At 68.9% G+C, this 20,370-nt stretch carries 21 protein-coding genes; 10 read left to right on the forward strand and 11 right to left on the reverse strand.

The window, feature by feature from the left end; genetic code table 11:
- Nucleotides 1-58 precede the first annotated feature (58 nt).
- The 5 genes from BR39_RS0106000 to coxB form a co-directional block, all read right to left on the reverse strand.
- Nucleotides 59-697 carry a cytochrome c oxidase assembly protein gene (locus BR39_RS0106000; RefSeq protein ID WP_051695335.1) on the reverse strand — a complete coding sequence of 213 codons (639 nt, stop codon included), beginning with the start codon at nucleotides 695-697 and terminating at the stop codon, nucleotides 59-61.
- A gap of 31 nt (nucleotides 698-728) precedes the next feature.
- Entirely contained in the window at nucleotides 729-872 is a 144-nt protein-coding gene (locus BR39_RS26690) for a hypothetical protein (RefSeq protein WP_018061469.1), read from the reverse strand.
- Nucleotides 869-1,927, reverse strand: coding sequence for a heme o synthase (locus tag BR39_RS0106010; protein WP_029908718.1), 1,059 nt, complete (start codon nucleotides 1,925-1,927; stop codon nucleotides 869-871). The genes BR39_RS26690 and BR39_RS0106010 overlap by 4 nt, the downstream gene beginning before the upstream one ends.
- 99 nt (nucleotides 1,928-2,026) lie before the next feature.
- A complete protein-coding gene (ctaD, locus tag BR39_RS0106015) occupies nucleotides 2,027-3,688 on the reverse strand; it encodes a cytochrome c oxidase subunit I (protein WP_029908719.1) in 1,662 nt (553 codons plus the stop codon).
- Between the two features lie 24 nt (nucleotides 3,689-3,712).
- A complete protein-coding gene (coxB, locus tag BR39_RS0106020; protein ID WP_029908721.1) occupies nucleotides 3,713-4,666 on the reverse strand; it encodes a cytochrome c oxidase subunit II in 954 nt (317 codons plus the stop codon).
- Nucleotides 4,667-5,043: 377 nt separating this feature from the next.
- Between coxB and BR39_RS0106025 the strand changes: the two genes are divergently transcribed.
- The 7 genes from BR39_RS0106025 to BR39_RS0106055 all read left to right on the forward strand — a co-directional run bounded on the left by BR39_RS0106025 (nucleotide 5,044) and on the right by BR39_RS0106055 (nucleotide 13,277).
- On the forward strand, nucleotides 5,044-5,370 hold the full coding sequence (locus BR39_RS0106025; RefSeq protein WP_029908723.1) for a PadR family transcriptional regulator: 327 nt from the start codon (nucleotides 5,044-5,046) through the stop codon (nucleotides 5,368-5,370).
- On the forward strand, nucleotides 5,367-5,933 hold the full coding sequence (locus BR39_RS0106030) for a DUF1700 domain-containing protein (RefSeq protein ID WP_029908725.1): 567 nt from the start codon (nucleotides 5,367-5,369) through the stop codon (nucleotides 5,931-5,933). Before BR39_RS0106025 ends, BR39_RS0106030 begins: the two co-directional genes overlap by 4 nt.
- Before the next feature lie 10 nt (nucleotides 5,934-5,943).
- Entirely contained in the window at nucleotides 5,944-6,726 is a 783-nt protein-coding gene (locus BR39_RS0106035) for a GIN domain-containing protein (protein WP_029908727.1), read from the forward strand.
- Between the two features lie 151 nt (nucleotides 6,727-6,877).
- Nucleotides 6,878-8,308 (forward strand): metalloprotease TldD, encoded by a 1,431-nt coding sequence (gene tldD, locus BR39_RS0106040; RefSeq protein WP_029908729.1) that lies wholly within the window; start codon nucleotides 6,878-6,880, stop codon nucleotides 8,306-8,308.
- Nucleotides 8,309-8,509: 201 nt separating this feature from the next.
- Nucleotides 8,510-10,555 carry a TonB-dependent siderophore receptor gene (locus tag BR39_RS0106045; RefSeq protein ID WP_029908731.1) on the forward strand — a complete coding sequence of 682 codons (2,046 nt, stop codon included), beginning with the start codon at nucleotides 8,510-8,512 and terminating at the stop codon, nucleotides 10,553-10,555.
- Between the two features lie 92 nt (nucleotides 10,556-10,647).
- Nucleotides 10,648-12,456 (forward strand): polysaccharide deacetylase family protein, encoded by a 1,809-nt coding sequence (locus BR39_RS0106050; RefSeq protein WP_029908733.1) that lies wholly within the window; start codon nucleotides 10,648-10,650, stop codon nucleotides 12,454-12,456.
- On the forward strand, nucleotides 12,453-13,277 hold the full coding sequence (locus BR39_RS0106055) for a family 16 glycosylhydrolase (RefSeq protein ID WP_029908735.1): 825 nt from the start codon (nucleotides 12,453-12,455) through the stop codon (nucleotides 13,275-13,277). Before BR39_RS0106050 ends, BR39_RS0106055 begins: the two co-directional genes overlap by 4 nt.
- A gap of 9 nt (nucleotides 13,278-13,286) precedes the next feature.
- Here BR39_RS0106055 and BR39_RS0106060 read toward each other — a convergent pair whose 3' ends face one another.
- From BR39_RS0106060 to BR39_RS0106070, 3 genes are all read right to left on the reverse strand, one after another.
- Nucleotides 13,287-14,075, reverse strand: coding sequence for a DUF4908 domain-containing protein (locus BR39_RS0106060; protein ID WP_231499406.1), 789 nt, complete (start codon nucleotides 14,073-14,075; stop codon nucleotides 13,287-13,289).
- 367 nt (nucleotides 14,076-14,442) lie between these two features.
- The gene (locus BR39_RS0106065; protein ID WP_029908739.1) at nucleotides 14,443-15,168 is read right to left on the reverse strand and encodes a beta-ketoacyl-ACP reductase; all 726 of its coding nucleotides are present in this window, start codon (nucleotides 15,166-15,168) and stop codon (nucleotides 14,443-14,445) included.
- 126 nt (nucleotides 15,169-15,294) lie between these two features.
- On the reverse strand, nucleotides 15,295-16,470 hold the full coding sequence (locus BR39_RS0106070) for an acetyl-CoA C-acetyltransferase (protein ID WP_029908741.1): 1,176 nt from the start codon (nucleotides 16,468-16,470) through the stop codon (nucleotides 15,295-15,297).
- Between the two features lie 221 nt (nucleotides 16,471-16,691).
- On the opposite strand from BR39_RS0106070, the gene phaR reads away from it, so the two are divergent.
- Both phaR and BR39_RS0106080 read left to right on the forward strand, forming a co-directional pair.
- Nucleotides 16,692-17,369 carry a polyhydroxyalkanoate synthesis repressor PhaR gene (gene phaR, locus BR39_RS0106075; protein WP_029908743.1) on the forward strand — a complete coding sequence of 226 codons (678 nt, stop codon included), beginning with the start codon at nucleotides 16,692-16,694 and terminating at the stop codon, nucleotides 17,367-17,369.
- Between the two features lie 141 nt (nucleotides 17,370-17,510).
- Complete coding sequence (locus tag BR39_RS0106080) at nucleotides 17,511-17,834, forward strand: hypothetical protein (protein WP_029908745.1); 324 nt, start codon at nucleotides 17,511-17,513, stop codon at nucleotides 17,832-17,834.
- Here the strand turns inward: BR39_RS0106080 and BR39_RS0106085 are convergent.
- Nucleotides 17,831-18,154 (reverse strand): DNA-binding protein, encoded by a 324-nt coding sequence (locus tag BR39_RS0106085; protein ID WP_029908747.1) that lies wholly within the window; start codon nucleotides 18,152-18,154, stop codon nucleotides 17,831-17,833. The two genes, BR39_RS0106080 and BR39_RS0106085, sit on opposite strands and share 4 nt — an antisense overlap.
- Nucleotides 18,155-18,182: 28 nt before the next feature.
- Between BR39_RS0106085 and BR39_RS27240 the strand changes: the two genes are divergently transcribed.
- Entirely contained in the window at nucleotides 18,183-18,305 is a 123-nt protein-coding gene (locus BR39_RS27240) for a hypothetical protein (protein ID WP_255347287.1), read from the forward strand.
- Nucleotides 18,306-18,398: 93 nt separating this feature from the next.
- Here BR39_RS27240 and BR39_RS0106095 read toward each other — a convergent pair whose 3' ends face one another.
- Together BR39_RS0106095 and BR39_RS0106100 are read right to left on the reverse strand one after the other, a co-directional pair.
- On the reverse strand, nucleotides 18,399-19,670 hold the full coding sequence (locus tag BR39_RS0106095; RefSeq protein ID WP_029908749.1) for an acetyl-CoA C-acyltransferase: 1,272 nt from the start codon (nucleotides 19,668-19,670) through the stop codon (nucleotides 18,399-18,401).
- A gap of 162 nt (nucleotides 19,671-19,832) precedes the next feature.
- Nucleotides 19,833-20,258, reverse strand: coding sequence for a hypothetical protein (locus BR39_RS0106100; protein ID WP_029908751.1), 426 nt, complete (start codon nucleotides 20,256-20,258; stop codon nucleotides 19,833-19,835).
- Nucleotides 20,259-20,370 lie beyond the last annotated feature (112 nt).

A 20,370-nucleotide genomic window follows, 5' to 3' on the forward strand; every position in this document is an offset into this window, starting at 1 on the left:
TTAATCCCTCGGAATGCCCCGGCAAGTTCCCCCGCCCGACGCACTCATGTGTGAAACGCTATAGCGCCCTCGGCGGCTTGCCGCCAAGGGGTTCGACGATACGGGGCGGCGAGGCCGCGTCTTTCTTCCCGGGCGCGTCCGGAACGGCCGGGAAGAAGGTGTAGGACAGGGTGATCGTCTGCTTGTCCTTGGTGTCGGCGTCGGTGACGAAGCCGGGATCGACGAAGTAGACGACCGGGAACTCGACCGTCTGGCCGGGCTCGATGGTCTGGTTCGAGAAGCAGAAGCATTCCAGCTTCTGGAAATAGGCGCCGGCCTGCTCGGGCACGACGTTGTACAGCGCCCGGCCGGTCAGCGGTTTGTCGCCGTGGTTGGTCACCTTGTAGAAGGCCAGGCCGGTGTCGCCGATGCGGATCTGCTGGCTGGTCTGCATGGGCTGGAAGTCCCACGGCAGGGTCCGGACATTGGCGTCGAAGCGGACCTCGACCTTGCGGTCCAGCACCTTGGTCGGCTTGGCCACGGCCTTGCGCACCGTGCCGTCGAAGCCCGTGGCCTGGCAGAACAGCTTGTACAGCGGCACCGCGGCGTAGGCGGCGCCGACCATGCCGAAGAAGGCCAGGCCGCACAGCAGGGCGACCTTGCCGTGGCCGCGCTTGGCCGGACGGTCGGGCGTGCCGACCTTGTTGTCGGCCTCGATCTTGGCCAGGTCCTCGGGCGACAGGCGGTCCTTAGAAGTGGGGGCCAACATTGCCTCCCAGCTTCACGACGGTGACCACGAACACCAGGATGACGAACGCCGCCAGGCCCAGGCCCAGGGCGATGTTGCGGCCGCCGCGCGCCTTGGCGGCGGGATCGAGGTCCTTACGGCTCATAGCGGCAGCTCCAGGGTGGGCAGGCCCAGCACCGCCTCGGCCAGCAGGGCGGCGAACAGGGCGAACAGGTAGAGGATCGAGAAGGCGAACAGGTTGCGGGCGTTCTTGGCGCCGCCGGCCAGGGCCTTCTTGTCGGCGGTCTCGTTCTTGGGGGCCGGCGCCTCGTCCTTGACCTCGTAGAGGTCGCGGTCGGCGGGGCGCGGGTCGGCCGCGTCGCCGGCGTTGCTGGCGAACACCCGCCAGGCCAGGACCAGGAACACCAGACCGCCCAGGCCCGAGACGGCCAGATAGAGCCAGCCGCCCAGGCCGGTGAACACCGGGGCCACGCAGATCGGGATCAGGATCAGGCTGTAGAGCAGGACCTGCTTGCGGGTCTCCTTGGCGCCCTTGACCACCGGCAGCATCGGCACGCCCGCCTTGGCGTAGTCGGTCGAGATGTACAGCGACAGGGCCCAGAAGTGCGGCGGGGTCCACAGGAAGATGATCAGCACCATCAGCCAGGCGTTCAGCGGCGCGTGGCCCGTGGCCGCGGCCCAGCCGATGGCGGGCGGCAGGGCGCCGGCCAGGCCGCCGATGACGATGTTCTGGGCCGTCCAGCGCTTGAGCCACATGGTGTAGACCACGGCGTAGAACACGATGGTGAAGGCCAGCAGGCCCGCGGCCAGCCAGTTGATCGCCACGCCCATCAGCATGACCGACAGGATGGACAGCACCACGCCCAGGGTGGCGGCTTCCTCGCCCTTGACCAGGCCGGCGGGCACCGGACGGCCGCGCGTGCGGCGCATCTTGGCGTCGATGTCGGCGTCGTACCACATGTTCAGCGCGCCCGAGGCCCCGGCCCCGACGGCGATGCAGAACACCGCCACCGCGCCCAGCAGCGGATGGATCGGGGTGCGGGCGGCCAGCAGGCCCGTGAGCGCGGTGAAGACGACGAGCGACATCACCCGCGGCTTCATCAGCTGGAAATAGTCCTGCCAACGGGCGTGGCGGACCGTTTCGGTCGCCTCGGCGTCGGGGTTCAGGACATGCCCAGAGAGGACGGGGGTACGGGCCATAATACTTAAGGGTCTTCAGGTCTTGATGGGCGAAGGGCGCGGGCTGGATTTTCATCCGGCCCGCGCCCCCGCGTTTAGGCGTGTCTTAGTCTACCAGGTTCAGTGGCTGTCGGCCTTGATGACCGGCGGATCGCTGAACTGGTGGAACGGCGGCGGCGAGGACAGGGTCCATTCCAGGGTGGTGGCGCCTTCGCCCCACGGATTGGCCTCGGCCTTGCGGCGACGGACGGCGGCTTCCAGCAGGATCACCAGGAACACCACCACGCCCACGGCCGTGATCGCGTAGCCGATCGACGAGATGTAGTTCCAGTGCGCGAAGGCGGCCGGGTAGTCGACGTAGCGACGCGGCATGCCCTGCAGGCCCAGGAAGTGCTGCGGGAAGAAGATCAGGTTGACGCCGACGAACATGATCCAGAACTGCACGCAGCCCAGGAATTCGTTGTACTTCACGCCCCACATCTTCTCGAACCAGTAGAAGAAGCCGGCGAAGATGGCGAACACCGCGCCCAGCGACAGCACGTAGTGGAAGTGGGCGACGACGTAGTAGGTGTCGTGCAGGCTGTAGTCGATGCCGGCGTTCGACAGGACCACGCCGGTCACGCCGCCGACGGTGAACAGGAAGATGAAGCCGATCGCCCACAGCATGGGCGTCTTGAAGCTGATCGAGCCGCCCCACATCGTGGCGATCCACGAGAAGATCTTCACGCCGGTCGGAACCGCGATGACCATCGTGGCGGCTACGAAGTAGGCGCGCAGGTTGATGCTCATGCCGACGGTGTACATGTGGTGGGCCCACACGATGAAGCCGACGAAGCCGATGGCGACCATGGCGTAGGCCATCGCCAGGTAGCCGAAGATCGGCTTCTTGGAGAAGGTCGAGACGATGTGGCTGATGATGCCGAAGCCCGGCAGGATCAGGATGTACACTTCCGGGTGGCCGAAGAACCAGAACAGGTGCTGGAACATGACGGGGTCGCCGCCGGCGGCCGGGTCGAAGAAGTGGGTGCCGAAGTTACGGTCGGTCAGCAGCATGGTGATGGCGCCGGCCAGGACGGGCAGCGACAGCAGCAGCAGGAAGGCGGTGATCAGCACCGACCAGGCGAACAGCGGCATGCGGTGCAGGGTCATGCCCGGCGCGCGCATGTTGAAGATCGTGGTGATGAAGTTGATCGCGCCCAGGATCGACGAAGCGCCGGCCAGGTGGAGGGCCAGGATCGCCAGGTCCATCGACGGACCGGTGTGGCCGGTGGTCGAGAGCGGCGGATAGATCGTCCAGCCGCCGCCGAAGCCCTTGCCCGGGCCGCCGTCGACGAACATCGAGGTCAGTAGCAGCACCCAGGCGGCGACCAGCAGCCAGAACGAGATGTTGTTCATCCGCGGGAAGGCCATGTCCGGCGCGCCGATCATGATCGGGACGAACCAGTTGCCGAACCCGCCGATCATCGCCGGCATGACCATGAAGAAGATCATGATCAGGGCGTGGGCGGTGACCACGGCGTTGTAGCCGTGCTTGGACTGCTCGATCAGGCCCAGCAGGCTGACCGACGAGTTGGGGCCGAAGATCTGGATGCCCGGCTCGGCCAGTTCCCAGCGGATCAGGCCCGACAGGGCGCCGCCGACCAGGCCCGCCATGATGGCGAACAGGATGTAGAGGGTGCCGATGTCCTTGTGGTTGGTCGAGAAGAACCAACGCGCGAAGAAGGGCGGTTTTTCGTCGGCGCTGTGGGCGTCGTGGTGATCGATGTCAGCGGCGTGAGCCATCGGACTTAATCCTGCAATCGTATCTTAGGCCGCCGGCGCGGCGGGAGCCGCGGCCGGAGCGGAAGCGGGGGCGGCGGCCGGGGTCGCGGCGGCGGGAGCGCCGGCGGCGGGGGCCGGAGCGGCGGCGGCGACCGGAGCGGCCGGCGGCGCGGTCTTGGTCTTCACCCAGGCGTCGAAGTCGGCCTGGCTGACGACGTGGATCTCGATCGGCATGTTCGAGTGGTCGACGCCGCAGAGTTCCGAGCACTGGCCGTAGTAGACGCCGATCTTGTCGGCCTTGAACCAGGTTTCGTTCAGGCGGCCCGGGATGGCGTCGGTCTTCAGGCCGAAGGCCGGCAGGGCGAAGGCGTGGATGACGTCGGCGCCGGTGACCTGCACGCGGATCACCTGGTTCACCGGGACGACCATCGGCTTGTCAGCGGCCAGCAGGTACGGCACGCCCTTGGCGTCGGCCTCTTCCTTCTTCAGCGGCACCGAGGTGATCTCGCCGATCTTCTGGTCGGGATATTCGTAGCCCCAGTACCACTGGTAGCCCGTGGCCTTCACCGTCAGGTACGGCTTGGGCATGTCGTTGTAGGCGAACAGCAGCCGGAACGAGAAGATGGCGATGATCATCAGGATCAGCACCGGACCGACGGTCCAGATGATCTCGACGGTGGTGTTGTGGCTGAACTTGGCCGGGACCGGGTTGGCCTTGGCGTTGTAGCGGATCACGATCCAGATCAGCAGGCCCAGGACCAGCAGGGTGATGGCCGTGATGATGGGCATCAGGATGTGGTTGTGGAAGGCGATCGCCTCGTACTTCAGCGGCGAGGCCGCCTGCTGAAGGTCATAGGCGCCGGGGGTCGGCTGACCCAGCAGTTCGGCGCCCTTGGCGAGGGCTTCCCCCGCGAACACGCCCGAAAGGGCCATCGTCGTGGCGGCGACGGCGGCTACGCCCGTCAACTTCCGCCGCATCCCCTGAATTTGCGCCTTCATATCCCTCACGGCCCGTTTCGGCGGCGATTTGGCGTCGCGATCAACCCCACGCCGCGCCGACATGCACAATACGACCAGCGACACGGGACTTAGGCAATCGACTTCGTCAGGCGACGGGGAATCGAAGGCTTCTCGTCCCGGCGTCTCTGGCCGGTCGCTGGCGTGCATACGCGCTCCAATCCCGGTTGCCAAGCACCAGAGGCGTTCCCTCGGACGCCTTGCGCTGGGTCAAGGCTTTCCACCTGAGAACCACTCTCAACAACCCCTCCTTCAGGGCGATTTCGAGCTACGTACCATTACTAACTTGTAACGCCAGCTACCTTGCAATCAACACTACCTTGCGTCACAAGAGTGACCAGCAACGGGAACCTAGCGCCGTGACGGAAGCCATCGAAGTCCAATTGAAGAAGGGGGTGCTGGGACTGTGCGTCCTGGCCCTGCTGTCGAAGGCCGACAGCTACGCCTACGAGATCGCCAGCAAGCTGGCCAAGGCCATCGATATGGGGGAAGGCACTATCTACCCCCTGATGCGCCGCATGCAGTCGGACGGCCAGGTCGAGACCTATCTGGTCGAGTCCCAGGCCGGTCCGCCGCGCAAATACTACCGCCTGACCGAAGCCGGTCGGAGCAGCTTCACGGCCCAGAAGGCCGAATGGGCGGCCTTCAGCTCGGCCGTCGAAAACATCCTGGGAGCCGCCGCATGACGCGCGCCGAATTCCTCGCCCGCCTCAAGCGCGGGCTGGCGGGCATGCCCGCCGCCCAGATCGCCGACATCGTCGCCGACTACGAGGCCCACTTCAACGACGCCCAGGAGGCCGGCCGCAGCGAGAGCGAAGTCGCCGCCGCGCTGGGCGAACCCGAAAGGCTTGCCCGCGAGCAGCGCGCCGAGCAGGGGGTCAAGCGCTGGGAGGAGACCAAGAACCCCTCGGCCGCCGCCGGGGCGATCTTCGCCATCCTCGGCCTGGGGGCGCTGGACATCTTCATCCTGGCCCCCGTGCTGATGGGGATCCTGGGGACGCTGTTCGCCTTCTTCATGGCCGCCATCGCCATCTTCATCGCCGGCGGCGCGGTGGCCACGATCGGTCCGTTCGCCAGCCAGCCCGGCGGTCCCGCCGTGGCCTTCCTGCTGGGCATCGGCCTGATGGCCGGGGCCACGGCCTGGGCGTCGGTCACCGGCCTGCTGAGCATCTGGCTGGTCAACGGCCTGGTCTGGTTCGGCCGCCTCCACTACCGGCTGCTGAAGCCGGCCATCGAAACCCAGGTCTGAGGGGACCGCCATGATCCGCAACCTGACCATCGTCGCCGTCGCCAGCTTCGTGCTCGCCGTCGGCTGCTTCGCCGGGGCCGCCGCCCTGGGCGGGCCGGAACTGCTCAAGCACGGCTGGAACTTCCCCGCCGACTGGAACATCGACATCAGCGACGACCATGACCACGTCCGCGTGGGCCACGGCTCGGACGACGGCGACGGCGGCGACGCCACGACCCGCGACCTCGCCTGGAGCGGCGCCGACTCCCTGCAGATCGACGTGCCGGCCGAGGTGACCTTCACCCAGGCCGCCGCCGGGGCGGGCGGCAGCGTCAAGGTGACCGGGCCCAAGGACCTGGTCGACCGGGTGACGATGGAGAACGGGCGCCTGGGCCTTCGCGACGGCGACGGCGACATCGCCTTCCACGCCCGCCGCGACAGCGACCAGCTGTCGATCGAGGTGATCGCCCCCGGCGTGCGCAGCTTCACCGTCAACGGCAGCGGCGACCTGCACCTGAAGGCCTACGACCAGCCCGACCTGGCCCTGGAGATCAACGGCAGCGGCAATGTCGAGGCCGAGGGCAAGGCCAGGAAGATCGACCTGCGGGTCTCGGGCTCGGGCGAGGCGGACCTGCGCAGCCTCGACACCGGCGACGCCAAGATCGCCCTGGCCGGCAGCGGCGAGGCCCACGTCGCCCCGCACGGCGCGACCGAGATCGACGTGGCCGGCAGCGGCGACGTCTACCTGACCAGCAAGCCGACCGTGCTCAGCTCGAACGTCGCGGGCTCGGGGGAAGTGCACCAGGACTGGTGATAAAGGAGGGGACACACACTCGCCCAAACCATCTTGCCGGTCCGGCATGGGCATTTGAGCGAGTGTGTGTCCCCCGTTTCGTCTCCCATCCCCGCGCCGAATCGTCGCCGGGGTGATGACGTCGGCGGATGAAACGCTTACCTGTGACGCCATGAACGCTCCCATCACCGCCCCCTCCCTGCTCGCCTCGGCCGACGTCGATCCCGAGCGCGCCCGCGCCATCCTGGGCGAGGCCCTGGCCGGGGCCGACGACGGCGAGCTGTTCGTCGAGCGTTCCGAGAGCGAGGCCTTCGTGTTCGACGACGGCCGGCTGAAGAGCGCCTCCTACGATTCCGGCGAGGGCTTCGGCCTGCGCGTGGTGGCCGGCGAAACGGCGGGCTACGCCCACTCCGCCGAGATTTCCGAAGCCGCCCTGGGCCGCGCCGCCGATTCGGCCAAGCTGGCCCGCCGCGGCTATGCCGGCGTCAGCGCCGAGGCCCCGCGCGCCACCAACGAAAAGCTGTACGGCGAGGACGATCCGGTCTCGTCCCCCGCCTTCTCCGACAAGGTCTCGCTGCTGCAGGAGATCGACGCCTTCGCCCGGGCCCGCGATCCGCGCGTGGTCCAGGTGATGGCCTCGATGGCCGGCGAGCGCCGCGTGGTCGAGATCCTGCGCGCCGACGGCAAGCTGCTGCGCGACGTGCGCCCGCTGGTGCGGGTCAATGTCCAGGTCACCGTCGAGAAGGACGGCCGCCGCGAGGCCGGCTCGTCGGGCGCCGGCGGCCGCGCCGGCTTCTCGGCCTGGATTTCTCCGGACAAGTGGCAGGCCCAGGTCGACGAGGCCCTGCGCATGGCCCTGGTGAACCTGGACGCCGTGGCCTGCCCGGCCGGCGAGATGGACGTGGTGCTGGGCCCGGGCTGGAACGGCGTGCTGCTGCACGAGGCCGTCGGCCACGGCCTGGAGGGCGACTTCAACCGCAAGGGCATCAGCGCCTTCTCCGGCCGCATCGGCGAGCGCGTGGCCGCCAAGGGCGTGACCGTGTTCGACGACGGCTCGATCCCCGGCCGCCGCGGGTCTCTGACGATCGACGACGAGGGCACCCCGACCGAGCGCACCGTGCTGATCGAGGACGGCATCCTGGTCGGCTACATGCACGACCGCATGTCGGCCCGGCTGATGGGCATGAAGGCCACCGGCAACGGCCGCCGCCAGTCCTACGCCCACATGCCCATGCCGCGCATGACCAACACCGGCATGCTGGCGGGCAATGACGATCCGGCCGAGATGATCGCTTCGATGAAGAAGGGTCTCTACTGCGCCAATTTCGGCGGCGGCCAGGTCGACATCACCAACGGCAAGTTCGTCTTCCAGTGCACCGAGGCCTACCTGGTCGAGGACGGCAAGATCACCGCCCCGGTCAAGGGCGCCACCCTGATCGGCGACGGCCCCTCGGCCCTCACCCGCGTGACCATGATCGGCAACGATTTCGACTTCGACCCCGGCATCGGCGTCTGCGGCAAGCAAGGCCAGGGCGTGCCGGTGGGCGTGGGCCAGCCGTCGCTGAAGATCACCGGCCTGACCGTGGGCGGGACGGCGGTCTAGGAAACACCCTCTCTCATAGAGAGAGGGATTTTGGACGGCGTAACCCTCTGAATCCCCAAACAAAACCACCCACCGCCAAGGTGATCGGCGAAAACATTTCACAAATGTAATCTACCTTTCGGTTTTGTAACTAGGCCGGAAGCGTCCGCACGCACAGGTTCGCGGCCAACAAAGCGGGGGCGCTTTGGGGGTGAACGCGTCATGAGTCTGGCTTCCGTCATTTTCGCTCTGGGCCTGGCCGCGCCGGAAGCCCAGGCCGCGGCGCCGGCCGCGACGCCCGAGGTCCCCGCGCCCGCGGCCGACGCCCAGCGCGGCGTGATCAGCTATCCGCCCAGCTTCTTCGCCGAGCAGCATCCCAGCACCGCCCTGGACATGGTCAACCGCCTGCCCGGCTTCCGGCTGGAGAGCGGCGACAGCGCCCGCGGCTTCGCCGGCACGGCCGGCAACGTGCTGATCAACGGCGAGCGCCCCACCACCAAGAGCGAGACCCTGCAGGACATCCTGACGCGCATCTCGGCCACGGCCGTCGAGCGCGTCGAGCTGATCCGCGGCGGCGCGCCGGGCATCGACATGCAGGGCCAGACGATCCTGGCCAATGTGGTGATCAAGTCGACGGTCCAGGTCGAGAAGGTCGCCAACCTGCAGACCTACCTCTATCCCGACGGCCTGTTCGGCCCGCTGCTGGAGTTCCAGGCCTCGCGCCGGGACGGGATCAACGAGATCGAGGGCTCGCTGAAGGGCACGGTCGACCGCACCGACCAGACCTTCGACGGCGGCGCCCGGGTGACCAGCTTCCCCGACGGCCGCCCGACCATCAAGGAAGCCCTCAAGGGCTACGACCAGATCCAGAACTATGTGGCGCGCGGCGCGATCCAGCGGGCGGCCCCGGGCGGCAAGATCCGCGTCAACGGCAAGATCGAGTACTTCTCGTTCGACCGCGACGTCGTCTACACCCAGTACGAGCCGGGCCCCGGCCGCCAGGACAGCGGCGAGACCGACAAGAACTGGACCGGCGAATTCGGCGCCCGCTACGACGCCAAGCTGTCGGGCCGCACCGACCTGCAGCTGGTGTTCCTGCAGAACCTGGGCGACGAGCGCTACGGCTCGACCTTCGTCGCCCCAGGGCGCGACGAGGTCTATCGCGAGCGCGACAAGACCGGCGAGAGCATCCTGCGCGGCGAGCTCAAGCAGCGCCGCTCGACCGCCCTGTCGCTGGAGGGCGGCCTGGAGGGCGCCTACAACTTCCTGGACGGCGAGATCGGCTACACCGCCAACGGCGCGCCGGTCGACATCGGCCCGCCCCACGTGAAGGTCGAGGAGCTGCGCGGCGAAGCGGCCGGCAAGGCGGTCTGGCGCGCCAATCCCAAGCTGAACGTCGAGGCCGGCGCGCGACTGGAGGTCTCGCGCATCACCCAGAGCGGCGGCGTGGACCTGGAGCGCAGCTTCTTCTACCCCAAGCCCCGGGTGGTGGTGACCTGGAACCCCACCGGCGTCGACCAGCTGCGGATGCGGATCGAGCGCGAGGTCGGCCAGCTGGACTTCGGCGACTTCATCGCCTCGGCCGACCTGACGGCCGGCAGCCAGGACGGCGCCGACGCCAACCTCGAGCCCCAGCGCTCGTGGGTCGGCGAGGTGGCGTGGGAGCGGCGGTTCTGGGGCGCGGGCTCGCTCTCGGCCACCCTGACCCACTCGGAGATCCAGGACGTCGTCGACTACAAGCCCCTGCCCGGCGGCGGCGACGCGCCCAGCAACATCGGCGACGGCCGCTCCGACCAGTTCGTGATCGCCGCGACCGTGCCCACCCAGAGGCTGGGGATCTCCGGCGGCCAGGTGAAGGCGCGCTTTTCCTGGTTCGACAGCGAGGTCACCGACCCGGTCACCTTCGAGAAGCGCCGCATCACCAACGCCACGCCGTTCGTCTGCAGCGTCAGCTTCGTCCGCGACATGCCCGGCGGCAAATGGAGCTGGGGTGTCTCGACCAGCTGCGCCAACGAATACAGCCGCTTCCGCTTCAACGAGGTCCGCACCCAGCGGGCCGAGCAGTATTTCGAGGGCTTCGTCGAGTGGAAGCCCCGCCCGGACCTGACGGTGCGCACCACCCTGTCCAACTGGACCTCGCGCAACGTCACCCGCGAACGGACGATCTACCAGGGCTCGCGGGCCGACAACGTGGTCGACAAGATCGAATACCGCAGCCTGCCGTTCGAGCCCTACCTGTTCATCCAGGTGCGCAAGCGGCTGGGCTAGGCGCGCCCCGCCGAAGGGAACTGCGCGTTTCGCATCGGGGTTAGTCCTCTGGCGGACCCGGGCTTGAGGTCCGAGTCGCGGAACGCCTCCCAATGCCCCGCACGTCCCCCAAGCCCCGCCTCGTGATCGCGCTGGCCGTCGTGGTCCTGGCCGGCCTGGCGGCGGGCGGATGGTGGTGGGCCTCCCGGCCCGATCCGGCGGCGATGAACGTCTATCCCGGCGTCAGCGGACCCCGGCCCGTCACCCGGATGGTCGCCCCGCCCCGCGCCGAGATCGCCCAGTTCGACCGGGGCGGCGACCATCGGCTGGCGATCCTGGTGACCGACCCGAACTCGGGCTGGCTGGGCCTGGTCCGCGGCCTGCGCGCCCAGGGCGTGCCGATCACCGTCACCCAGGACGTCGCCAAGGCGCTGAGGCACAAGGTGGTGCTGGTCTATCCGATCATCTCGGGCCGGGTGCTGACCGCGCCGGACCTGCGGGGCCTGGCCGGCCACGTCCGCGACGGCGGGACGGTGCTGGCGTTCAACCTGGCGGGCGGCGGGCTGGACGAGCTGTTCGGCGTCGGTCCGGGGCGCGAGGGCAGCGAGCGCACGCGCCTGACCTGGACCACCGCCGGCGCGACGCCCGAGGAGACGCAGATCGTGATCTCCGGCCATGGCGAGGCCAAGGTCGAGAGCGTCGGCTACGCGCCCGGCACGGCCCAGGTGGCGGCCCGCTTCGACGACGGCTCGGTCGCCGCCAGCTGCCGCACGGTGGTGGGCCAGGCCTGCGTCCTGGGCGTGGACCTGGGCAACCTGGCGCAGCGCGCCATGAACGGCCGCGCCGAGTCCATGGCCCGCAGCTATGTCAACGCCTACGAGCCCTCGCTGGACACCCTGTTCTGGTGGATCAAGGACCTCTATGTCGCCGGCGAGCCCATGCCCTGGCTGGTGTCCAGCGCGCCGGCGGGCAAGACGGTGTCGATCCTGCTGACCCACGACGTCGACTACGGACCGTCGGTCGGCAACGCCCTGGCCTATGCCGCCATGCTGCGCCAGCGCGGCCTGAAGGGGACGTTCTTCGTCCAGACCAAGTACATGAAGGACTTCAACGACCGGCCGTTCTTCGACGCCGCCGCGATCCGCGACGTCCACGCCCTGGTCGAGCAGGGCATGGAGGTCGGCAGCCACACCGTGGCCCACGCCGGGGCCTTCGAGGCCATGCCGCTGGGCACGGGCCGCGAGCGCTATCCCGGCTACCGTCCGTTCGTCCAGGACGTCGCCACGGTGCGCAAGGGCTCGGTGCTGGGCGAGTTGCGGGTGTCGAAGTTCCTGCTGGAGCGGCTGGCGGGGGCGCGCGTGGTGTCGTTCCGGCCCGGCCGGCTGTCCTATCCGTTCACCTTGCCCCAGGCCCTGACCGCGACCGGCTATCGCTACTCCTCGTCGATCACGGCCAACACCGTCCTGACCCACCTGCCGTTCCAGCTAACCCAGGACCGGGCCGACGGCGCCCTGACGCCGATCTTCGAATTCCCCGTCACCATCGAGGACGAGGCCAAGCCGCCGCTGGACCAGAGGCTGGACGCGGCGGACGCGGTGATCGCCCGGATCGCCCGCCGCCAGGGCGTGGCGACGATCCTGATCCACCCCAACGTCACGGCCGGGAAGCTGGACTTCGAGACCCGGCTGACCGACCGCTGGCGCGATCGCGCCTGGATGGGGACGGTCGAGGCGTTCGGCGACTGGTGGTCGGCCCGCGACGGGCTGGAGGCCGACGTCTCGCCGCGCGGCGACGGCTGGGTCCTGGACGTCGCCGCGCCGCGCGGGGCCTCGGGCGTCGAGATCGTGCTGCCCAAGGCCGGGGGGCGGAAGGTGGCGCTGGCCCTGCCGGCCGGGGGGCGAACCTCGGTGGCGATCCCATGAGACGCGGGCGCCTGGCGATCCTGGCCGGCGGCCTCGCGGCCCTGCCCGCCACGGCCGGCGCCCAGACCCTGATCTGGTCGGACGAGTTCGACGGCGCGCGCCTGGACCCCGCCAAGTGGACGCCCAGCCAGGACTGCTGGGGCGGCGGCAACGACGAGCGCCAGTGCTATGTCGACGACGCCCAGGCCCTGCGGGTCGCCGACGGGATGCTGAGGATCACCGCCCGTCGCCGGGCCGTGACCGGTCGCGCCAAGCCCCTGGGCGATCCCTCGGCCGAGCAGGTCGGCCGGCGCTACGCCTCGGGACGGGTCCAGACCCGGGGCCTGGCCTCGTTCCGCTACGGCCGCATCGCCGTGCGGGCCCGGCTGCCGGCGGGCCAGGGCCTGTGGCCGGCGATCTGGATGCTGCCCGAGCACGACAACTACGGCCCCTATCCCCGATCGGGCGAGATCGACATCGCCGAGGCCGTGAACCTGGGCGTGCGCTGCCCCGGCTGCCGCGACCGGGTGCAGGGGGCGGTGCATCACGGCCCCAGCCTGGCGGCCAACCGCATGTGGAGCGGCGCCGCCCGCCTGGGCCCCGTCGACGGCTTCCACGTCTTCGCCCTGGACTGGACGCCCGAGCGCATGACCTGGTCGCTGGATGGCAAGCCCTATTTCAGCCAGCCCGCCCGCAAGCCGTTCGACCAGCGCTTCCACCTGATCCTCAATCTGGCGGTCGGCGGCCGCTGGCCGGAGATCACCGGCCGGAAGGGCGTTGACGACAAGGCCCTGCCCGCCACGCTGGAGGTGGACTGGGTGCGGGTCTACGACCGGCCCTGACGGGCGGCCCTACTTGTTGACGATCTTGATGATCCGCTTGGACGACGGGCGGCCCGACAGGCCCTTGCCGGGGGCGTAGGTCACCGTCAGGTCGCCGCCCTTCAGGCTGGCGCCGGGCTTGTGGCCCTCGGCCAGCAGGACCCGGGTGACGCGGGCCAGCAGGTTGCGGTCGCCGTCGCGGGCCATGCGCTCGAAGGCCTCGGCGGTGACGGTGGCGGTGTCGGCGACCAGGACCGAGGTGGCGGGGGTAGCGTCGTCGACGGTCTCGAACGCCACCCGGTGCTGAGCCGCGCGGCTGGCGCGGGCGCTGGCCTGGACCAGGCGCTGGAACAGGGCGTTGACCGAGATGAACGGCGGCGGCTGGATCGAGCTGGCCTTGCCCATCAGGGCGGCGGCGTCGCCGGCCGGGCGCTCGGTGGTGAACAGGGTCATGCCGCCCAGCTTGCTGGCCCGCAGGACCGGCTCGCCCAGCTCGTTCTTGTAGATGGTGTCGCCGCGCGGCGCGGGCTGGGGCGACAGCACCCAGATCTCGGAGCTGTTCTCGAACTTCAGCAGCGGCTGGGGCGCCGCGCGGTCCAGGATGAAGGCGTCGCCGGTCTCGGCGGCCACGTAGCGGGCGACGGGCGGGGCGGGCGACTTGCGGGTCTCGCTGCCGCGGTGGCCCAGGAAGGCGTCGCGCAGGCTCGACTGCGCGTGGGCCGCGCCAAGGGGAACCGCACCGACGATGGCCGCGAGGGCGAACGCCAGCAGGATCGCCCAGCGTCCTGGCCCCGTCGTCACCGCCGATTGACTCTTCATACCCAGGGTCATGCCCCGCGAGTGGGGCGAATCTTGGACCCAGAAGACCTTGTTGCCGCCACGCAATTTCCCGAAGGACACTCTGAAATGCTTGGAAGAATTTCCCCGCCGGCCGGAATCTTCAAACCGGCGGGGAGTCTTCGTCAAGTCGTCATGTCTTTTTGACGCGGCGTGTGGCGTTTAGGTCGCGTCTGGAGGGGAAGGTTCGCGGCTCCATCGAGGCCGTGAATTCAGATTGTCATCCCGGAAACGCGAAGCGTTGTCCGGGACCCAGGGCAACCGCACAGCCTTCGCCCAGCCCCCTGGATCCCGGACAGCCCCTGCGGGGCTTCCGGGATGACAACGGGATGAGGGGCTTCAGGCCGCCCTACGCCGCCATGTACTGGCCGCCGTTGATGGTCAGGGTGGCGCCCGTCACGAAGCCCGCGCGCTCGCCGGCCAGGAACGAGACCACGTCGGCGATCTCCTCGCCCTTGCCCAGGCGCCCGACCGGGATGCCGGCGATGATGCTGGCCAGCACGGCCTCGGGCACCGCCGCGACCATCTCGGTGTCGATATAGCCCGGGCAGATCACGTTGACCGTCACGCCCTTCTTGGCGTTCTCCTGGGCCAGGGCCTTGGTGAAGCCGATCAGCCCGGCCTTGGCGGCCGAGTAGTTGGTCTGGCCCATCTGGCCCTTCTGGCCGTTGATCGAGCTGATGTTGATGATCCGGCCCCAGCCGCGCTCGCGCATGCCCTCGATGACCGGACGGGTCATGTTGAAGGCCGAGTCCATGTTCACGCGGATGACCTCGGACCACTGGTCGTAGGTCATCTTGTGCAGCATGCCGTCGCGGGTGATGCCGGCGTTGTTGACCAGCACCTCGACGGGCCCGAGCTCGGCCTCGACCTGCTTCACGGCGGCGGCGCAGTCGTCGAACGAGCCGACATTGCCCTTGACCACCATCACGCCCAGGCTCTTGGCGCAGGCGGCCGCGGCCTCCTCGTTGCCGGAATAGCCGGCCGCCACCTTCAGACCATCGGCGACGAGCCGCTCGCAGATCGCTCGACCGATGCCCCGGGTGCCGCCGGTCACGAATGCAACTCTCGCCATGATGATCTCCGCTGTGTTCCCCGATGGTTGCACGCGGGGGACGCCATGGGACAAGCCCTCATGGCGTCCGTCATGAAAAATTTGCCGAAACAGCCAATCAAAACAGACGTCTGATCGGCGTGGTCGTCAAACCGCCTCGACGCACATGGCCACGCCCATGCCCCCGCCGATGCACAACGTGGCCAGGCCCTTCTTGGCTCCCGAGCGCTTCATCTCGTGGACCAGGGTGGTCAGGATGCGCGCGCCCGAGGCGCCGATCGGGTGGCCGATGGCGATGGCCCCGCCGTTGACGTTGACCTTGGCCGGGTCGAGGCCCAGCTCGCCCACCACGCACAGGGCCTGGGCGGCGAAGGCCTCGTTGCTCTCGATCAGGTCGAGGTCCGAGGCCTTCCAGCCGGCCTTCTCCAGCGCCTTCTTGGAGGCGGGGATCGGGCCGGTGCCCATGATCTCGGGCTCGACGCCGGCGTTGGCCCACGAGGCGATGCGGACCAGCGGGGTCAGGCCGCGCTTCTTGGCCTCGTCGGCGCTCATCAGCACCAGGGCCGCGGCGCCGTCGTTCAGGCCCGAGGCGTTGGCGGCGGTGACCGTGCCGTCCTTGGTGAAGGCGGGCTTCAGGCCCGAAACGGCGTCGATCGTCACCCCGTGGCGGATGAACTCGTCCTTATCGACGACCGTGTCGCCCTTGCGGCCCTTGATGGTGACCGGGACGATCTCGGCGTCGAACTTGCCGGCCTTCTGGGCGGCCTCGGCGCGGTTCTGGCTGGTGACGGCGAACTTGTCCTGGGCCTCGCGGGTGATCTGCCAGCGGGCGGCGATGTTCTCGGCGGTCTGGCCCATGTGGTAGCCGTGGAAGGCGTCCCACAGGCCGTCCTTGATCATGGTGTCGACGAAGCTGAGGTCGCCCATCTTCTGGCCGTTGCGCAGGGCCTGGGCGTGCGGGGCCTGGCTCATGCTCTCCTGGCCGCCCACCACCACGATGTCGGCGTCGCCGGCGGCGATCTGCTGGGCGCCCAGGGCCACGGCGCGCAGGCCCGAGCCGCACAGCTGGTTCAGGCTCCAGGCCGGGCTCTGCACCGGGATGCCGGCGTTGACCGAGGCCTGGCGGGCCGGGCCCTGGCCGGCGGCGGCCTGCAGCACCTGGCCCAGGATCACCTCGTCGACGTCGGCCGGCGCGATGCCCGCCCGCTCGACGGCGGCCTGGATGGCCAGCTTGCCCAGCTCGTGGGCCGGCAGGCTGGAAAGGGCGCCGAGGAACGATCCGACCGGCGTGCGGGCGGCGGAAACGATGACGATGTCGCTCATGGCGAAATAGCTCCCGTGACGTGTTTCCGGGCGCTTCTCGCATCTGCGGCGCCCATGATTTTGCAGTGCGGCATAAACTTGCACAAAGCCGTGGCGTTCGTCACGCGCACATTTTCACGGGATGTTGCGAGCTCCAAGCGCCGCCGGTACTGGCGCCTCGCCTTTGCATTCGCGATAGTGCGATGCGAAAAGGCGGAGACAACGCTGTCCTAGGGAACGAAATGTCCGAGAACAACGAAAACGGCGAAACGCCCTCGGCCAAGGCCGGTGAGAAGGGCGCGGGCCAGAAGGTCGTCATCAAGAAGTACGCCAACCGTCGTCTCTACAACACCGCGTCTTCTTCCTACGTCACCCTCGAGCACCTGTCGGACATGGTGAAGGAGGGGATCGACTTCGTCGTGTATGACGCCAAGACCAACGACGACATCACCCGCTCGGTCCTGACCCAGATCATCTTCGAGGAAGAGAATCGCGGCGGCGGCCAGAACCTGCTGCCGATCCAGTTCCTCCGCCAACTGATCGGCTTCTACGGCAATTCCATGCAGGCCTTCCTGCCCAGCTATCTGGAAATGTCGCTGGAGAGCTTCACCAAGCAGCAGGAGCGCATGCGCAGCCAGTTCGCGGGCCTGACCCCCGGGGCCCTGGGCGCCAAGGGCATGCCGGGCATGGGGGTCTACGAGGAGCAGATCCGCCAGAACATGGCGCTGTTCGACCGGGCCATGAAGATGTTCTCGCCGTTCGCCTACGCCCGGCCCGAGGACGCCGCCGCCCCGCCGCCGCCCGCCGAGCCGCCGCCCGCCGCCCCGGCCCCGCCGCCCAGCGAGGACTCCCTGGCCGACCTCAAGCGCCAGCTCGAGGCCATGCAGCAGCAGATCGAGAAGCTGGCGACCAAGCCGTAGGGCCGCGCCCGCGATCTATTTCAAAAACGAACCGTCATCCCGGGCCTCGTGCCCGGGATGACGGCCAAAGGGTGGGTGCTAACGCCCCTTAACCAAGCAAACCCACCCGTCCTTAACCGTCGTGGACCACAACTCTTCACCATGAACGGTCCGATCGACCCCATCCGACGCGCGCAAGCCGCGCGCCGGGCGCTGCCCGCGCCCCGCGACGCCGACCGCCCCGAGGCGGACGGCGAGGAAGACGTGACGTTCGTGCGCGACGAGCAGCCGGCTCCGCCGCCGCCCCGTCGCGGCGCCTTCGCGACCTTCGCCGCCCACCTGATGGGCCAGAGCGGCCAGAAGCGCGGCCTGCGCGGTGGGCAGGAAGTGCTCGACGCGGCGCGTTCGACCTATCTCGGCACGGAATATTCCGGCCCGGCCGACCGCCGTCCCAAGGCGGGCCTGATCAAGAAGACCGAGATCTAGGCTTTCAGGCGGGCGATCTCCGCCTCCAGCGCGGCCACCCGCGCCTCCAGCGAAGCCACCTTCTGCTCCAGGGAAACCGCCTCCTTCGGCAGGGCCGCCACGTGCGCCCCCACGCCCGCCCGGCGCGCGGCCTCGGCCAGCGGAACGCCCAGCAGCTCGGCGAAAGCGGCGATCTGGGCCGCCGTCAGCTCGCGCTGGTCCTTGTAGGCCAGGGTCAGTTCGTCGGTGGTCATGCCGGCCACGGCGGCCAGCACCGCCCGCGTCAGCCCCCGCTCGGCGAGCCGCGCGTCGTACCAGAGCTGGTCGAAGAACAACGCCATGGGACCAAGGCTAACGCAGGAGGCGGCGTTGGCGCCAGTCTTGCTTGGTCGCGAGGGACTTCAAGCCTCGAGACCCATCATGCTGCTGACCGCCGTGACCCGCTTCTTCGACATCGCCGTCGTGACCCTGATCTTCACGGCCCTGACCTGATCCGACCGGGGACATGCCCTTGGGCGTGTCCCCATCAGCATGCACCGAGCCAGGACTTGGGGACACGCCGCGAGGGCATGTCCCCGGCCGCGCCTAGACGTTCTCCAGCAGCATCATCGTCCCCTGGCCGCCGTCGGCGCAGATGCTGACGATGGCCTTCTCGCCCTTCGGCCGGGTGGCCAGTTCCTTGACCGCCTGGCTCAGGATCCGCGCCCCGGTCGCCCCGAACGGGTGGCCGACCGCCAGGCTGCCGCCGGTGGGGTTCATGCGCTCGCGCGGGAACTTGCCGAGGTCGGTCTCGACCCCCGCCTTGGTTCGCCGGAACGCCTCGTCCTCCCAGGCGGCGATGTGCGACAGCACCTGGGCGGCGAAGGCCTCGTGGATCTCCCACAGGCCGATGTCGGCGTAGGTCAGGCCGTTGCGGGCCAGGAGGCGCGGTACGCCGTAGGCCGGAGCCATCAGCAGGCCCTCGTGGCGCAGGTCGATCGAGGTGACCTCGTAGTCGACCACCTTCACCCGCGGGGTCTTGGCCGGCAGGCGCGCCAGCCCGGCCTTGGACGCCACCCAGATCGCCGCCGCCCCGTCGGTCAGGGGCGAGGAATTGCCGGCCGTCAGGGTGCCCTGGCCGCTGGTCTTGTCGAAGGCCGGCGCCAGCTTGGCCAGCTTCTCCAGCGTCGAATCCTTGCGCGGGATGGTGTCGCGCTTCAGGTCGCCGATCGGGATCACCAGGTCGTCGAAGAAGCCGGCCTCCCAGGCCGCCACCGCGTGCTGGTGGCTCTCGAAGGCGATCTGGTCCTGGTCGGCGCGCGAGAGCTTCCATTCCTTGGCGGTGATCTCGGTGTGCTCGCCCATCGACAGGCCCGTGGTGCGGTTGGCGACCTTGGGAATCCAGAGCTTCAGGTCGCTGGGCTTCAGCCGGCCCAGCTGGGCCAGGCGCGCGCCCGGGGTCTTGGCCGACTGGAAGCCCTTGAGCCAGTCGGAGAAGCCGATGCTGGCCCCGATCTGCACCTTGCTCATGCTCTCGACCCCGCCCACCAGGGCCAGGTCGCGGCCGCGCCCGTCGATCATGCCGGCGGCCTCGATCACCCCGATCATGCTGGTCGAGCAGGCCATGATCGTCGAGAAGGCCGGGATGGTCGGGTCGGCCCCGGCGTCCAGCAGCACCTCGCGGGCGATGTTGCTCCAAGTCAGGTTGGGGATCACCGTGCCCCAGATGGCGAAGTCGGGACGGGCGCCTTGGGCCAGCATGGCCTGCACCACCGGAACCGACAGGGCGATGGCGTCATAGCCCTTCAGCGGCCCGTCGACCTTGGCGAAGGGGGTGCGGACCCCGGCCGCCAGCCAGATGTCGGGTTTGGACGCCATGATCGTGATCCTTCGCGGAAAGCTACGATGTCAGCATCGACGGGCTTGGCCGCAAGGTCTTGTCGAAATTCGTGGCGGGGACATGCCCTTGCGGCGTGTCCCCATCAGCATCCACGGAGCCAGGACTTGGGGACACGCCCAAGGGCATGTCCCCGGCGGGCCCTAGTGCGCGTCGCTGAAGTCGATGTCGCGGCGGGCCGAGACGATGGTCACGATGAAGCCGGCCAGCACGTCCAGCAGCACCATCACCGTCAGCAGGAAGAACACCGAGGTGCCGAAGGCCGGGGCCAGCAGGAACTCGACCAGGCAGACAATGAACAGCACCATCGACAGCGAGTGGTTGATGATCGCGATCTTGCGGCTGGTGGTCGACTTCAAGAGCTCGACGAACAGCACCACCAGCGAGGCGGCCAGCAAGAGGTCGCCCAGGCTGACGGCCCAGTCGGCCTTGGAGGTCATGTGGATCGTGAACAGCTGCTCGGCCAGCCGCGCCTGGGCGGTGGTGGCGTTGAAGCCGCCGGCCAGGGTCAGGACGATCAGGTTGTAGACCAGCACCGGCAGGGCCAGCAGCGGAAACGCGGCGAACATCTCTGGCTCTCCCCCGAAGGCCGATTGAGGAACGATGGTTAACCGGTTTTGCGGATTCCCGAAAGCCGGCGCCGCTCAGCGCGCGAGCCGGTCCCGCAATACCCGCGCTGAA

It is taken from the genome of Caulobacter sp. UNC358MFTsu5.1, assembly GCF_000712075.1.
Lineage (GTDB): Bacteria > Pseudomonadota > Alphaproteobacteria > Caulobacterales > Caulobacteraceae > Caulobacter.

What these genes read in the sequence shown, in the direction of transcription:
- BR39_RS26690 (WP_018061469.1), bottom strand. Translation starts at nt 872, where the DNA reads ATGAGCCGTAAGGACCTCGATCCCGCCGCCAAGGCGCGCGGCGGCCGC.
- BR39_RS0106010 (WP_029908718.1), bottom strand. Translation starts at nt 1,927, where the DNA reads ATGGCCCGTACCCCCGTCCTCTCTGGGCATGTCCTGAACCCCGACGCC.
- ctaD (WP_029908719.1), bottom strand. Translation starts at nt 3,688, where the DNA reads ATGGCTCACGCCGCTGACATCGATCACCACGACGCCCACAGCGCCGAC.
- coxB (WP_029908721.1), bottom strand. Translation starts at nt 4,666, where the DNA reads ATGAAGGCGCAAATTCAGGGGATGCGGCGGAAGTTGACGGGCGTAGCC.
- BR39_RS0106030 (WP_029908725.1), top strand. Translation starts at nt 5,367, where the DNA reads ATGACGCGCGCCGAATTCCTCGCCCGCCTCAAGCGCGGGCTGGCGGGC.
- BR39_RS0106035 (WP_029908727.1), top strand. Translation starts at nt 5,944, where the DNA reads ATGATCCGCAACCTGACCATCGTCGCCGTCGCCAGCTTCGTGCTCGCC.
- tldD (WP_029908729.1), top strand. Translation starts at nt 6,878, where the DNA reads ATGAACGCTCCCATCACCGCCCCCTCCCTGCTCGCCTCGGCCGACGTC.
- BR39_RS0106045 (WP_029908731.1), top strand. Translation starts at nt 8,510, where the DNA reads ATGAGTCTGGCTTCCGTCATTTTCGCTCTGGGCCTGGCCGCGCCGGAA.
- BR39_RS0106050 (WP_029908733.1), top strand. Translation starts at nt 10,648, where the DNA reads ATGCCCCGCACGTCCCCCAAGCCCCGCCTCGTGATCGCGCTGGCCGTC.
- BR39_RS0106055 (WP_029908735.1), top strand. Translation starts at nt 12,453, where the DNA reads ATGAGACGCGGGCGCCTGGCGATCCTGGCCGGCGGCCTCGCGGCCCTG.
- BR39_RS0106060 (WP_231499406.1), bottom strand. Translation starts at nt 14,075, where the DNA reads ATGAAGAGTCAATCGGCGGTGACGACGGGGCCAGGACGCTGGGCGATC.
- BR39_RS0106065 (WP_029908739.1), bottom strand. Translation starts at nt 15,168, where the DNA reads ATGGCGAGAGTTGCATTCGTGACCGGCGGCACCCGGGGCATCGGTCGA.
- BR39_RS0106070 (WP_029908741.1), bottom strand. Translation starts at nt 16,470, where the DNA reads ATGAGCGACATCGTCATCGTTTCCGCCGCCCGCACGCCGGTCGGATCG.
- phaR (WP_029908743.1), top strand. Translation starts at nt 16,692, where the DNA reads ATGTCCGAGAACAACGAAAACGGCGAAACGCCCTCGGCCAAGGCCGGT.
- BR39_RS0106080 (WP_029908745.1), top strand. Translation starts at nt 17,511, where the DNA reads ATGAACGGTCCGATCGACCCCATCCGACGCGCGCAAGCCGCGCGCCGG.
- BR39_RS0106085 (WP_029908747.1), bottom strand. Translation starts at nt 18,154, where the DNA reads ATGGCGTTGTTCTTCGACCAGCTCTGGTACGACGCGCGGCTCGCCGAG.
- BR39_RS0106095 (WP_029908749.1), bottom strand. Translation starts at nt 19,670, where the DNA reads ATGGCGTCCAAACCCGACATCTGGCTGGCGGCCGGGGTCCGCACCCCC.
- BR39_RS0106100 (WP_029908751.1), bottom strand. Translation starts at nt 20,258, where the DNA reads ATGTTCGCCGCGTTTCCGCTGCTGGCCCTGCCGGTGCTGGTCTACAAC.